Annotated in this window: 12 protein-coding genes; 4 read left to right on the forward strand and 8 right to left on the reverse strand. The window is 72.0% G+C overall.

What is annotated here, in order from left to right:
- Positions 1-157: 157 nt before the first annotated feature.
- Complete coding sequence (locus AC0IW9_RS02375) at positions 158-1,729, forward strand: ABC transporter substrate-binding protein (RefSeq protein ID WP_471646602.1); 1,572 nt, start codon at positions 158-160, stop codon at positions 1,727-1,729.
- A gap of 9 nt (positions 1,730-1,738) precedes the next feature.
- Here AC0IW9_RS02375 and AC0IW9_RS02380 read toward each other — a convergent pair whose 3' ends face one another.
- Together AC0IW9_RS02380 and aspS are read right to left on the reverse strand one after the other, a co-directional pair.
- Entirely contained in the window at positions 1,739-2,560 is an 822-nt protein-coding gene (locus AC0IW9_RS02380; protein ID WP_471646603.1) for an EipB family protein, read from the reverse strand.
- A 30-nt stretch (positions 2,561-2,590) separates the two neighbouring features.
- Positions 2,591-4,390, reverse strand: a complete 1,800-nt coding sequence (aspS, locus tag AC0IW9_RS02385) for an aspartate--tRNA ligase (protein WP_471646604.1) — start codon at positions 4,388-4,390, stop codon at positions 2,591-2,593.
- Between the two features lie 110 nt (positions 4,391-4,500).
- Here aspS and rnd point away from each other — a divergent pair, with 110 nt between their 5' ends.
- The 3 genes from rnd (at position 4,501) to AC0IW9_RS02400 (ending at position 6,622) form a co-directional block, all read left to right on the forward strand.
- The gene (gene rnd, locus AC0IW9_RS02390) at positions 4,501-5,685 is read left to right on the forward strand and encodes a ribonuclease D (RefSeq protein ID WP_471646605.1); all 1,185 of its coding nucleotides are present in this window, start codon (positions 4,501-4,503) and stop codon (positions 5,683-5,685) included.
- A gap of 159 nt (positions 5,686-5,844) precedes the next feature.
- Positions 5,845-6,330, forward strand: a complete 486-nt coding sequence (locus tag AC0IW9_RS02395) for a Rap1a/Tai family immunity protein (protein ID WP_471646606.1) — start codon at positions 5,845-5,847, stop codon at positions 6,328-6,330.
- A 13-nt stretch (positions 6,331-6,343) separates the two neighbouring features.
- Entirely contained in the window at positions 6,344-6,622 is a 279-nt protein-coding gene (locus AC0IW9_RS02400) for a YMGG-like glycine zipper-containing protein (RefSeq protein WP_471646607.1), read from the forward strand.
- A 19-nt stretch (positions 6,623-6,641) separates the two neighbouring features.
- Here AC0IW9_RS02400 and AC0IW9_RS02405 read toward each other — a convergent pair whose 3' ends face one another.
- The 6 genes from AC0IW9_RS02405 to AC0IW9_RS02430 are packed head-to-tail and all read right to left on the reverse strand — an operon-like array spanning position 6,642 to position 13,683.
- Complete coding sequence (locus AC0IW9_RS02405; protein WP_471646726.1) at positions 6,642-8,156, reverse strand: Ppx/GppA phosphatase family protein; 1,515 nt, start codon at positions 8,154-8,156, stop codon at positions 6,642-6,644.
- 38 nt (positions 8,157-8,194) lie between these two features.
- Complete coding sequence (locus AC0IW9_RS02410; protein WP_471646608.1) at positions 8,195-10,384, reverse strand: RNA degradosome polyphosphate kinase; 2,190 nt, start codon at positions 10,382-10,384, stop codon at positions 8,195-8,197.
- A 9-nt stretch (positions 10,385-10,393) separates the two neighbouring features.
- Positions 10,394-11,161, reverse strand: coding sequence for a P-loop NTPase family protein (locus AC0IW9_RS02415; RefSeq protein ID WP_471646609.1), 768 nt, complete (start codon positions 11,159-11,161; stop codon positions 10,394-10,396).
- Positions 11,158-12,339 carry an AI-2E family transporter gene (locus AC0IW9_RS02420; RefSeq protein WP_471646610.1) on the reverse strand — a complete coding sequence of 394 codons (1,182 nt, stop codon included), beginning with the start codon at positions 12,337-12,339 and terminating at the stop codon, positions 11,158-11,160. The genes AC0IW9_RS02415 and AC0IW9_RS02420 overlap by 4 nt, the downstream gene beginning before the upstream one ends.
- On the reverse strand, positions 12,336-12,968 hold the full coding sequence (locus AC0IW9_RS02425) for a CDP-alcohol phosphatidyltransferase family protein (protein ID WP_471646611.1): 633 nt from the start codon (positions 12,966-12,968) through the stop codon (positions 12,336-12,338). Before AC0IW9_RS02425 ends, AC0IW9_RS02420 begins: the two co-directional genes overlap by 4 nt.
- A complete protein-coding gene (locus AC0IW9_RS02430; protein ID WP_471646612.1) occupies positions 12,952-13,683 on the reverse strand; it encodes a hypothetical protein in 732 nt (243 codons plus the stop codon). The genes AC0IW9_RS02425 and AC0IW9_RS02430 overlap by 17 nt, the downstream gene beginning before the upstream one ends.
- Positions 13,684-13,768: the final 85 nt, after the last annotated feature.

Consider the following 13,768-nt stretch of genomic DNA (forward strand, 5'->3'; position numbering starts at 1 on the left):
GCCTCCGGGGCAGGGCTGCGCTGGCCGGGTGACGGGCGGGCCGTTCTGCGACGGCTGTGGATGCAGTATGGCGCCGAAGCGCGGCGGCGGGATAGCCCACCCCCTTCCGCCTGGGCCGTGGCTGGCCTATCGGCAGCGCAACCCCGAGGAGACGGCCATGCAGCGACGCGCCCTGTTGACGACCGCCGGGCTGGCGGCGCTGGCCGCGCCGGCCCTGGCGCAATCGGCCCGCGCCCGCACCCTGCGCTTCATGCCGCAGGCGGCGCCAGCGGTGCTGGACCCGATGTTCAACCCGACCACCATCGCCACCACCCATGGCTACTGCGTCTTCGACACGCTCTATGGCTGCGACGCGGCGCTGCGGCCGCGGCCGCAGATGGCGGAGGGGCACAGCGTCTCGGCCGATGGGCTGGCCTGGAGCATCCGCCTGCGGGAGGGCCTGCGCTTCCACGACGGCGCGCCGGTGCGGGCGCGGGATTGCGCCGCCTCGCTGCAGCGCTGGGCGGTGCGGGACGGCTTCGGCCAGGTGCTGGCCCGCGCCGTGGCGGACTGGGATGCGGCGGATGACCGGACGCTGGTGATCCGGCTGCACCGGCCCTTCCCCGCCCTGCTGGATGCGCTGGCCAAGCCGGGCGCCAGCCCCGCCTTCATCATGCCGGAGCGGATCGCCGCCACCCCGGCCGACAAGCCCATCACCGAGATGATCGGCAGCGGACCCTGGCGCTTCCTGGCCGATGAGTTCAACCAGGGGGCCCGCGCCGCCTATGCCCGCAACGCGGAGTACCGGCCGCGGGACGAGCCGGCCGAGGCCGCCTCGGGCGGCAAGCGGGTGCATTTCGACCGGCTGGAACTGGTCTGGATCCCGGATGGCGGCACGGCGGCGGCGGCGCTCAGGACCGGGGAGATCGACTGGATCGAGTATCCGCTGCCCGACCTGGTGCCGGTGCTGCAGCGGGAACGGGGCATCAGCACCCAGGTCTACGACCCGAACGGTTTTCTGGGTTTTCTGCGGTTCAATCACCTGCACCCGCCCTTCAACGACGTGGCGGTGCGGCGGGCGATCTGCGATGTGTTGGTGCAGCCGGATTTCATGGCCGCCGTCGCGCTGCCGGGCGACTGGGTGGAATGCCATGCGGTCTTCCCCTGCGGGCTGCCGCAGGTGCGGGAGTTCAGCCCGGCCCCGCGTGGCGAGGCGACGATGGACCGGGCGCGGGCGGCGCTGAAGGCGGCTGGCTATGCCGGGGAGAAGATCGTCCACATCAACCCGAGCGACTTCCCGGCGGTGACGCAGCAGGGGCGGGTGACGGCCGACCTGATGCGGCGGCTCGGGGTGAACATCGATCTGGTGGAGAGCGACTGGGCGACCATCATCGCCCGCCGGGCCAACAAGGGGACGCCGGCGCAAGGCGGCTGGAACCTGCACAACACCAACTTCCCCGCGGCCAATATCGCCAATCCGGCGGTCAGCCCGATCATCCGCGGCCATGGCGAGCGCGCCTGGTTCGGCTGGCCGACCGATGCGGCCAGCGAGGCGGAGGTGGAGCGCTGGATCGGCGCCGCCGATGCGGAAACCCAGGCCAGCGCCATGGCGGCGCTGCAGGCCGCGGCCTGGGAGAGCGTGCCCTTCGCGCCGACCGGGCTGTTCCGGCTGCGGACCGCCTTCCGCAGCGACCTGACCGGCGTGCTGCAGGGGCCGAACCCCTTCCTGTGGAACCTCAGACGGGGGTAGCGGGACGGATCAGCAGGGGTTGGGCAGGACCGCCAGCTCCTGCATCTTGCCGTCCACGCTGAACTCGCCGAATTCCATCTTCAGCTCATCCGCCACGCCATTCTCGTAGTAGCGCAGCCCGACCTCGTAGTCCGGGCTGCTGGCGCCGCCGGCGCTGCTGCTCGGCGTGCGGTCGAAGAAGGCGATGCGCATGCGGGCGCTGCCGAGGCTGGACAGCGCCGGGAAGCGGGCATTGGGCTGCGGCGGCTGGAAGGCCTGGAGGACGCTGGTGGTGTCCTGCGCGCCGTCGGCGCTGGTGCCGTCGAACAGCGGGACCACCAGCAGCCGCTGGTTGGCGCGGGCGGCGGCCAGGGTGCGGATGGTATGCAGCATCGGCAGCAGGGTGCCGGGCGGCAGCGTCTCCTGCTTGGTATCGGGCTCGGTATAGCGGACGGTGCCGCCTTGCGGCGTCACCTCGGCCTCCCCCGCCACCCGCTGGGAGACGGCGCCCTGGGAGGTCTGGGTCAGCGAGAAGCGGATGCTGCGGCCATCCTTGGTCTCGTAGGTCGAGTAGTCGGAGGTGGTTTCCACATCCGTCCCGTCCCGGTCGGTCAGGGTGAGCTGGAAGCGCTGGCGGGTGGCCCAGCCGTCGCAGGCATCGATCACCTCGTACAGCATCACCCCCTCGGCCCGGGCGATGTCGGAGCCGTCCCGCACCCGGTCGAGGGTGAGGCGATAGGCGGCGCGATGGCCGACCATGGCCTCCACGCCCGGCTCCGCGGCGCCTGGCGCACCCGGGAGGAGAGCGGCCGAGAGGAAGGCGGCAGCGAGCAACGGGCGGCGCATGGGCATGCGGATGTCCTTCAGGGCGAAGAGGATGATCTAGGAAGCCTTCGGCCCGGCTGCACCCTTCGCCGGCGGCATCACCGTGCGGATGTGCAATTCGCGGGTCCGCGCCTCCTCCACCGGGGAGGGCGAGCCCATCATCAGCTCCTCGCCCTGCTGGTTCATGGGGAAGAGGTTGATCTCGCGCAGGTTCGGCTCGTCGGCCAGCAGCATGACGATGCGGTCGATGCCGGCGGCCATGCCGCCGTGCGGCGGGGCGCCGTAGCGGAAGGCGTTGAGCATGCCGCCGAAGCGGTCCTCGACGGCCTGGGGCGGGTAGCCGGCGATGCCGAAGGCGCGCACCATGATCTCCGCCTTGTGGTTGCGGATGGCGCCCGAGGCCATCTCGTAGCCGTTGCAGACCACGTCGTACTGATAGGCGCCGATGGTCAGCGGGTCCTGGCCTTCCAGCGCCGCCATCTCGCCCTGCGGCATGGAGAAGGGGTTGTGGCTGAAGTCGACCTGGCCGGTCTCCTCGTTCAGCTCGTAGAAGGGGAAGTCGGTGATCCAGCAGAAGCGGAAGCCGGTCTTCTCGCTCAGCCCGAGGTCGTGGCCGAGCTTGAGCCGGGCCTGGCCGGCGAGCTTCGCCGCCTCGGCCGGCTTGCCGGCGGCGAAGAAGACGGCATCGCCCGCCTTCAGGCCGCAGGCGGCGCGGATCGCCTCGGCGCGATCGGCCTCGAGGTTGCGGGCGATCGGACCTTTGGGGCCTTCAGCGTCGAAGGTGATGTAGCCGAGGCCGCCGGCGCCCTGCTCGCGCGCCCACTCGTTCATCTTGTCGAAGAAGGAGCGCGGATTGGCGCCCGCGCCCGGGGCCGGGATGGCGCGGACCACGCCGCCGGAAGCCGCGATCTTGGCGAACAGGCCGAAGCCGGAGCCGGCGAATTGCGCGGTGACGTCGCGGATCACCAGCGGGTTGCGCAGGTCCGGCTTGTCCGAGCCGTAGTCGAGCATCGCCTGGGCATAGGGGATGCGGATCCAGGGGCCGGCATCGACGTGGCGGCCCTCGGCGAAGCGCTCGAAGGTGCCGCGGATCACCGGCTCCATGGTGGTGAAGACGTCTTCCTGAGTGACGAAGCTCATCTCGACGTCGAGCTGGTAGAACATCAGCGTGCGGTCGGCGCGGCCGGCCTCGTCGCGGAAACAGGGGGCGATCTGGAAGTAGCGGTCGAAGCCGGCCACCATCGTGAGCTGCTTGTACTGCTGCGGCGCCTGCGGCAGGGCGTAGAACTTGCCGGGATGCAGCCGGGCCGGGACCAGGAAGTCGCGGGCGCCCTCGGGGCTGGAGACCGTCAGGATCGGCGTCTGGAACTCGTTGAAGCCGGTGGCGATCATCCGTTCCCGGATGTCCTGGATGATCTGGGCCCGCAGGATCATGTTGCGCTGCAGGCGTTCGCGGCGGAGGTCGAGGAAGCGGTAGCGCAGCCGCATCTCCTCCGGCGCCTCCTGCTCGCCGGCGATCTGGAAGGGCAGCACCTCGGCGGCGGATTGCAGCACCAGCTCGCGGACGCGCAGCTCGATCTCGCCGGTCGGCAGCTTCGGGTTGATGGTGGCGCCTTCGCGGTGGACCACGTCGCCGGTGACGGTGATGACGCTTTCCGGGCGCAGCCGGTCCGCCTGCTCGAAGACCGGGCTGCCCTGGGCGATGACGCATTGGGTCAGGCCGTAGTGGTCGCGCAGGTCGATGAAGAGCAGCCCGCCATGGTCGCGCTTGCGATGCACCCAGCCGGAGATGCGGGCGGGGCTGCCGGCATCGGTCGCACGGAAGGCGCCGCAGGTATGGGTACGATAGGCGTGCATGGGGCTCGGGACCTGCAATTGCGTCGGAACGCGGTAAGAGGCGCCCGGGGTGGCTTCTGTCAAGCGGCGCCGGCTTTCCCTTCCCCGCCAGGGGGGCTAGACACGCATGCATGAGCCGTCGTCCGCCAGCCGCAGAGCCGATTCCGGCGCTGATCACCACCTCCGCCGCCCTCGCCGCCCTGTGCGAGCGGCTGCGCGCCGAAACCTTCGTCACCGTCGATACCGAATTCATGCGGGAGCGGACCTACTGGCCCGAGCTCTGCGTCGTCCAGCTGGGCGGCGAGCAGGAGACGGCGGTGGTCGATGCCCTGGCGCCGGACCTCGACCTGGCGCCGCTCGGGGCGCTGCTGGCCGACCCCAAGGTGGTCAAGGTCTTCCATGCCGCGCGGCAGGACGTGGAGATCTTCCTGCTGAAATTCGATGCGGTGCCGACCCCGCTGTTCGATACCCAGGTCGCCGCCATGGTGGCCGGCTTCGGCGACCAGGTGAGCTACGACCAGCTCTGCCGGTCCCTGGCGGATGCCCAGATCGACAAGGCGCACCGCTTCTCCGACTGGGCGGCCCGGCCGCTCTCGGCCTCGCAGATCGTCTATGCCGCGGGGGATGTGACGCATCTCCGGCGGATCTACACCGCGCTCAGCGCCCGGCTGGAGCGCGAGGGGCGGCTGGACTGGGTCGCCGAGGAGATGGCGGTGCTGAACCGGCCGGAGACCTATCGCGCCGACCCGGCCACCGCCTGGGAACGCCTCAAGCCCCGCACCACCAACCGCCGCTTCCTCGGCCTGCTGCGGGCGGCGGCGGCCTGGAGGGAGCTGGAGGCGCAGCGGATCAACATTCCCCGGCAGCGGCTGGTGAAGGACGAGACCCTGCTGGAGCTGGCGGCGACCGGGCCGGACAATCCCACCGACCTGGCACGGGCGCGCGGCATCTCGGAGGGCTTTGCCAAGGGCCGCAGCGGGCTCGGCCTGATCGCCGCGCTGCGGGAGGCCAAGGCGCTGCCGGACAGCGTCATGCCGGAAGCACCGAAGGACCGGGGCGGCCCCTCCCCTTCCCCGGCGCTGGTCGCGCTGCTGAAGGTGCTGCTGGCGGCGAAGTCCGAGGAGCACAACGTCGCGCCGAAGCTGCTGGCCAATTCGGACGACCTGGACCGGCTGGCGACCGAGCCCGAGCCCGACCTGCCCGCCATGCGCGGCTGGCGGCGGGAGGTCTTCGGCGAGGCGGCGCTGGCGCTGAAGGCCGGCCGCCTGGCGGTCGGCGTCGAAGGGCGGAAGATCAAGCTCATCGCCGCAGGGTGACAGCCGCTCACGCGGTTCTTCCCTGGGTTGAGGGAACCGGTCCGCTAATGACTGGTTAAGCTGCCACTATCCACTATCGGATAGGTTGCTACGGCGCCGGTCGCCCGCCTTACGGCGAGGCCTTTGCCGTGGTGGCACGCCCATGCCTGAAAAGGGGGAATGACCATGCGCACCCGAATTGCTGCCGCGCTGCTAGCCTGCGGGCCACTCGCCCTGGCGCCCGCCATGGCCCAGATGCCGGCCGCCAACGCGCCGGCGACGACGCCGGCCGTGACCCATGTCCAGACCGTCGCCGATCTCGCCGCCGTCTGCGATCCCGGCTGGTCCGGCGTGCCGCGGCTGGAGGCGATCGCCTATTGCCAGGGCTTCCTGACCAGCGCCGGCCAGTACCACACCCTGCTGCATCCGGCCGGTGGCGCCCGCAAGCCGCTGTACTGCGTGCCGAATCCGGCGCCGACCGTGGCCGAGGCCGGCCTGGCCTTTGCCGCCTGGAGCCGCGCCAACCCGAACTACAACGCCGAACCGGCGCTCGACGGCCTGCTGCGCTTCGCCCAGTCGAAATATCCCTGCCCGGCGGATGCGGCCGCCCCGGCCCGCCGCGCCACGCGCCCGGCCCACCCCGCTGCGCCGAACGCGGCACGCTGAGAGGATCATGATCATGCGCAGCATGCGTCTCGCCCTTCCCCTCCTCGGCGCGCTGGCCCTCTCGGCCTGCGGCGGCCTCAACCAGACCCAGCAGCGGACGGCGACCGGCGCCCTCGGCGGCGGCGCGGTCGGCGGCATCATCGGCTCCTTCAGCGGCAATGCCGGGCTGGGCGCGCTGCTCGGCGCCGGCGTCGGCGGCGCGGGTGGCTATCTCTACGACCAGTCGCAGCCGCGCGGTTACGGCGGCGGCTACGGCGGCCGTGGCCCGCGCGGGTATCGCGGCGGCTACTGAGCCCGATCGGCGGGGGGCGTCAGCCCTCCGCCACCTCGACCACGGCTTCCAGACCCAGCACCGCGCCGAGCTGTTCCACCCGGCGCAGCACGCTTTCCCCGGCGAAGACGCCGGTGCCCTCGCTGAGCCGCAGCACCAGCCGGCCGCCGCTGCGTTCCAGCACCGTGCCCGCCAGCAGCGCCGGGGTGCCGCCGCAGAGCGTATAGGCCAGCCGCAGCGCGGCGCCGATCGCCTCCGCCCGGCGGATGGTCGCCACATCCAGCAGCACCCGCGTCGCACCGAGGAAGGCAGCGCCCGGGTCGGCCTCGTAGCGCAGGGCGGCGCAGAGGCCGAGGAAGGCGCGGGCATGGTGGTCCAGCCCGACGCCATGCTGGCGCAGCACCCGCAGGAAGGCCTGTTCCGCCCGGTATTCCGGGTGGTCGTGGCTGCCGATGTCGGAAACCCAGCAGGCGGCCTCCCGCAGGGTGCGGCTTGCCGCGTCCTGGTCGGGGAAGACCGGATCGGTCCAGGCGAGCAGGGCGGGCGGCAGCGCGGGCTCGCGGCCCCAGGCCTCGGCCAGGCCGCGGGCGGCGGCAAGCAGCGGATCCTCGCGGCGCACCGCCTCGGTCAGCAACCGGGAATACCAGCCCTCCCGCAGGCCATTGGCCGAGAAGACCACGCGGGCGGCGCCGGTCGCGCGCAGCAGCCGGCGCATGGTGACGGCCGCGAAGGGCAGATCGCCGAGCCGCTTCTGCGGTGCCCCCGGCATGCGTTCCAGCACCCGGCGCGAGGCGGCCATGACCACGCCGGAAAGGTCGCGCGCTTCCTCGCGCCGCAGCACGTAGTGGTGGACGATGGCCAGCGGATAGCCGGTCTGGGCGATGTGCATCCGCGCCAGCGCGCGCCAGGCGCCGCCGACGAGATACAGGTCGCGGCCGCCGCCCTCGGCCAGCCAGGGCACCTTGGCCATCTCGGCCTCGGCGATGGCGCGGGCGCGGATCACCTCGCCGCCGGCGCGTTCGGCCAGGCGGATGGCGCCGATGGGCAGGGAGGCGGCGCGGGCGACCTTGCCCCCGGTCAGCCGCACCACCTCGAGGCTGCCGCCGCCGAGGTCGCCCAGGATGCCATCGGCGCCGGGAAAGCCGAGCAGCACGCCATCGGCGGAGAGCCGCCCCTCCTCCTCCCCGGTCAGGATGCGGACCGAGAGGCCGGGGATGCTGGACTGCATCGCCGCGACGAAGGCGGGGCCATTGGTCGCGTCGCGGACGGCGGCGGTCGCCACCACCTGCAGCGGATCGGCCCGCATGGCGGCGGCGACGGCGTGGTAGCGGGCCAGCACGGTCAGCGCCGGGCCGATCGCATCCTCGTTCAGCCGGCCGGTGGTCTGCAGCCCGCGGCCGAGGCCGAGGACCGCCTTCTCATTGAAGATCGCCTGGGGATTCCGGCCGCGGCCCTCGAAGACCACGAGCCGGACGGAGTTGGAGCCGAGGTCGACGACGCCGCAGCGGGCGACATCGGGGTGCGGATGGGCGGGATGCGAATGGGGTGGTGACACGGACAAGCGGTTCAATCCCGGAGATCAGTCTTGGGTCATCAGTCTTGGGCAAGGCGGTCGGGACGCGGCTTGCGCAGGGCGCTGCGGGCCGTCCGCTTGAGGGCGCTGCCCCGTCCCGAGAGGGAGGGGTTGGTCATGAAATACTCATGCGCGGAGACCGGATGCGGGCCGGGCGGTAGCCGGCGCCAGTTGCCGTCGGCGCTCAGCTCCCAGCTCTGCGCGGTGTCCTTCAGGTTCACCACCATGATCTGGTCGAGGATCTGCGCATGCACCGTCGCATTCTCGACCGGCACCATGGTCTCGACCCGCCAGTCCATGTTGCGCGCCATCCAGTCGGCCGAGGAGATGAAGACCCGGGCGCGGCGGGAGGGCAGGCGATGGCCATTGCCGAAGCAGTAGATGCGGGAATGCTCGAGGAAGCGGCCGACGATGGATTTCACCCGGATATTCTCGGACAGGCCGGGGACGCCGGGGCGCAGGCAGCAGATGCCGCGCACCACGCAATCCACCTTCACCCCGGCGCGGGAGGCCTTGTAGAGCGCATCGATGAGCTGTTCGTCGACCAGGCTGTTCATCTTCAGCCAGATGCCGGCCGGCTTGCCTTCCTCGGCATAGCGCCGCTCCTGCTCGATCAGCCCCAGCAGGGTCGGGCGGATGGTCAGGGGCGCGAAGGCCAGGCCTTCCATGCGGTCCGGCCGGGCATAGCCGGTCATGTAGTTGAACAGGCGGGCGGCATCGCCGGTCAGGCCCGGATCGGCGGTGAAGAAGGACAGGTCGGTATAGATGCGGGCGGTGATCGGGTGGTAGTTGCCGGTGCCGAAATGGGCATAGCTGCGCAGGTTGCCGGCTTCCCGGCGGACCACCAGCGACATCTTGGCATGGGTCTTCAGCTCGACGAAGCCGAAGACGACCTGGACGCCGGCGGCTTCCAGCTCCCGCGCCAGGGCGATGTTCCGCTCCTCGTCGAAGCGGGCCTTGATCTCGACGATGCCGGTGACGGACTTGCCGGCCTCGGCCGCCTCGATCAGTGCGCGGGCGATGGGGCTGTCGCGGCTGGTGCGGTAGAGGGTCTGCTTGATCGCCACCACGTTCGGGTCCCGCGCCGCCTGCCGCAGGAATTGCACCACCACGTCGAAGCTTTCGTAGGGGTGGTGGACGACGATGTCCTTGGCCTTGATCGCCGCGAAGCAGTCGCCGCCGTAATCCAGGATGCGTTCCGGGAAGCGCGGGGCATAGGGCGTGAAGAGCAGGTCGGGGCGGTCGTCGACGATGAGCTGCTTCAGGTCGTCGAGGCCGAGCAGCCCTTCCACCACGAAGACGCTGCCGCGCTCGGCATCCAGCTCCTCGATGACGAAGTCGACGATGTCGGGCGGCGTGGCGGTGGTGACCGAGAGGCGGATGGCGCGGCCGCGGCGGCGGCGCTTCAGCGCGGTCTCGTAGGAGCGGACGAGATCCTCGGCCTCCTCCTCGAATTCCACGTCGGTGTCGCGGATCAGCCGGAACAGCCCATGCTCGGCCGGGATGAAGCCGGGGAAGATGCGGCGGAGGCTGAGCTGGATCAGGTCCTCCAGCAGCACGAAGCGGATGCCGGTGCTGCCGTCCACCTTGGGCAGGCGGATGAAGCGCTCGATCTGCGAGGGCAGCGGCAGCAGGGCGCGCATGGTGCCGCCATCCTCCTCCCGCACCAGCTTCAGGACCATGCAGGCGGCGAGGTTCTGGATGAAGGGGAAGGGATGCGCCGGGTCCACCGCCAGCGGGGTGAGCACCGGGAAGACCCGTTCCATGAACCAGGTATCGAGCCAGCCGCGATCGGCCTCGGTCAATTCCTCGTTGCGGCAGACGGCGATCCCGGCGTCCCGCAGCAATTCGCGCAGCTTGCCCCATTCCGCCTGCTGCGCCTCGATCAGCACCTGGGCATGGGCATGCAGGGCGGTGAGCTGCTGCGAGGGGGTACGGCCGTCCGGCGACTGGCTGGTGATGCCGGCGCGTTCCTGGCCGATGAGCCCGGCGACCCGGACGGAGTAGAATTCATCGAGGTTGGCGGCCGAGATGGCGACGAAGCGCAGCCGTTCCAGCAGCGGATGCTGCGGATTGCCCGCCTCCTCCAGCACCCGCGTGTTGAAGTCGAGCCAGGACAGCTCGCGGTTGATGAACCGGTCCGGATCCTCCGGGAGTGCGGTCTGGGCAGCATCGGGCGCGGGCGGCGACCGGGTTTCGGTGAGGCTCATGCCCCCACCCTACAGCAGGGTCGGTGGTTGCGGGCAGTCGCCCTCGGCCAGTGCCATGGATTCGTCATCGGATCCGAAACCCACCAGCTCGGGCAGGGTTGCCCGGGCCAGGGCGCGGGTGACCCGGCCGCCATGCGCCAGGGCGGCGCGGTCCAGCCGGGCGGCGGCCTCGGCGACGGCGGCGGCTTCCCGCGGCAGGTGCAGCAGCAGCCAGGCCTGGACCCCATCCTCCACCCGCAGCTGGCGGCGGGCGAAGTCCTGCCGCAGCAGGGCGGCCAGTAGGGCTTCCCCGGGCGGGCGGATGCCGACCGCGGTCATCGCCCGCAGCCGGCTGCGGAGGTCCGGCAGGGCGACCGGCCAGCGGGCGGGCGGGGCGCGGCCGGCGAGCAGCACCCGCTGCCCGGCCTCGGCGGCGAGGTTCAGCAGGTGCAGCAGCGCCGCTTCCTCGGCCATGCAATCGGCATCGTCCACCGCGAGGCCGGGGCCGGCGGGCATGGCGGGCAGGCCGCGCAGCGCGGCGCCTTCCAGCACCGGCCAGCCGCGCCGCGCCGCCAGGGTGCGGAGCATGAGGGACTTGCCGGCCGCCGCCGGGCCGTGCAGCGCCAGCCGGCCCTGCGGCCAGGATTCCGGGCGGTCGAGCCAGGCCAGGGCCTCCGCGTTGCTCTCGTCGGCCAGGAGGACGCCGGGCTCGTAGCGGGTGGCCGGGGGCAGCGGCAGGGCGAGCTGGCGGGCCAGCACGGACCCCGCCGGGGGCACCAGGGTGACGGCGTCGCTCATGAGCCCGTCCGCGGCGGGTCCAGGTAGAGCGGGCTTTCGATGTAGCGGCGCAGCCAGTAGCGGGCGATGACGCCGATGACGGCGGCCAGCGGCACCGCCAGCAGCACGCCGAGGAAGCCGAAGGCGACGCCGCCGGCAAACAGCGCGAAGATGACCCAGACGGCGTGCAGCTCGACCCGGTCGCCCAGCAGGCGGGGGTAGATGATGTAGCCCTCCACCACCTGCCCGACGATGAAGACGGCGAGCACCACCAGCACCCCGTTCCAGGTGCCGAATTGCGCCAGGGCCAGGGCCAGGGCGGTCAGCAGCCCGGTGATGGAGCCGACATAGGGGATGAAGGAGAGCACGCCGGACATCAGCCCGACGGTCAGCCCGAGTTCCAGCCCGACCGCCGAGAGCGCTGCGGCATAGTAGACCGCGAGCAGGGCGCAGCAGAGCAGCTGCCCGCGCAGCCAGGCCGAGAGCACCCGGTCGGTATCCCGTGCCAGCTGGCGGAGGGTGGCGGCGGAGCGGCGCGGCAGCCAGGCATCGATCCGCCGGATCATCCGCGGCCAGTCCCGCAGCAGGTAGAAGGCCACCACGGGGGTGACGGTGACCAGGGTGAAGACGCTGAAGATGGCGATGCCGCCGCTGATCATCCGCGCCAGCGAAGTGCCGAGGTAGGAGATGATGGCCCCCGCCTGCCCCACCGCTAGGTCCTGCAGCCTGGCGTCGAAGACATCCGGGCCGAGGCGTTCGGACAGGGCGGTCAGCGCATCCCGCACCGCCTGGCCGATGCCGAGCACGTAGCTCGGCAGCCGCTGCAGCAGCACGGTCACCTGGGCGATCAGCAGCGGGTAGAGCAGCAGCAGGCAGAGGAAGGCGACGGCGACCAGCGCCAGGATCATCAGCAGGGCCGAAAGCCCGCGCGGGATGCCGATGCGGGTCAGCCGGGTCGCCGGCGGGTCGAGGAAATAGGCGATGACGGCGGCCAGGACGAAGGGCGTCAGGATCGGCGAGAAGAGCCAGAAGACCAGCAGCAGCCCGGTGCCGAGGCCGAAGGCCAGGGCGGCGCGCTGCAGGCGGGTCGCCACCGGCGGGGCGATGCGCGGCCGGCCGAGGGACATGGCGGCGGGTGGCGCCGGCACCGGCGTCCCCGGAGGCTCCGGCCGCTGCGGCGCGGCGGGCGGCAGGGTCATGGCGTCGACCGCGGATGCCGCAGGGCGGAGCCGACATAGGCGGCGCCGGAGGCCAGGGTGGTGGCCGCGGTGGCCCAGATAAAGGCGCCCAGCACGCCGGGGGCATCGAAACCGAAGCCGGCCAGCCCCAGCGCCACCGCGGCGAGGGCGATCTGCAGGCAGGTATTGAGCTTCGAGACCAGCAGCGGCCGGATCGCCGGCGGCTGGCCGAGCACCCAGAGCACCAGGATCCCGCCGACGATCAGCAGGTCTCGGAAGACGACCAGGATCGCCAGCCAATCGGGCAGCACGCCGATCCCGGCGAGCGCCAGGTAGACCGAGACCAGCAGCGCCTTGTCCGCCACCGGGTCCAGCAGGGCCCCCAGCGCGCTGCGGGCATTGCGGACCCGTGCCAGCCAGCCGTCCACCCCATCCGACACGCCCGCGCCGATGAAGAGGTAGAAGGCGAGGTCGAGCCGCTGGTGCAGGATGAGCCAGATGGTGGCCGGCACGGCGCAGAGCCGGGCCAGGGTGATGAGATTCGGCAGCGTCACCAGCACATGCGGCGGGCCCGGGTCGGGTGCCGGGGCCTCGGGCGGGGGCGTCTCCGCCGCCACGGGGGCCGGCGGCGGTTCAGCCTCCGCCGGCAAGGCCAAGCCGCCAGGAGGCATCGGCCGGCATGCCCGGCTGGGTCATCATCGGCTCCAGCGCGATGCCGGCGGCGATGAGGCTGGCCGCGGCATCCGGCGCCGGGGCGCGCAGGCCGAGCCGCAGCCGCGCCTGATCGACCGAGATCGCCAGGATATCCACCGAGGCCACCGGGCCGGCCATGCGCAGCCGCCGTTGCAGGTCGAGCCATTCCGCCATGCCGCGATAGGTGGCCCTGGCCTCCAGCCAATTCGAGGCCGGGGCGGCGGCGACTGCCGGCTGGGTGGCGCCGGGGACGGTGGCATTGCCGCCGAGGGCGGAGCGGACCCGGTTCGGGTCGAAATTCACCGTGATCCGGCCGGTATAGCGGGTCGGCGCGGTGCGTTCCTGCTCGATGACGATGGAGGAGACGAGACCCTCGATCCGCTGGTCGGAAAGGGTGGTGGCGGGGAGCCCGGCCTCGGACAGCGCCTTCTCCCAGGCGAGGCGGCGGCCAGCGGCCAGCGCCTTGTCGCGGGCCAGCACGCCGTTCTCGGCGCTGGCCTCGGCCGGGATGCCGCGCTGGCTGAGGTTGATCGGCGGCGGGGCTTCCGCGGCCGGGGCCGCCGTGAAGGGCGCGGCGGCGGGGGGCAGGTACTGCCCGGCGGCCGGGGCGGCCACACCCAGGGTGACCAGGGCCGCCAGCGCCATGCCGCAGCCCAGGCGCCATGGCGCCATGCCGCACCCCAGGCGCCGATGCTTGCCCTGCATTCCGCTCATCTCCTGCATTACGCCGTCGCCGGGGCGGGACGCGCCGGTCAAG

The sequence above is a fragment of the Belnapia sp. AC561 genome (assembly GCF_979252845.1).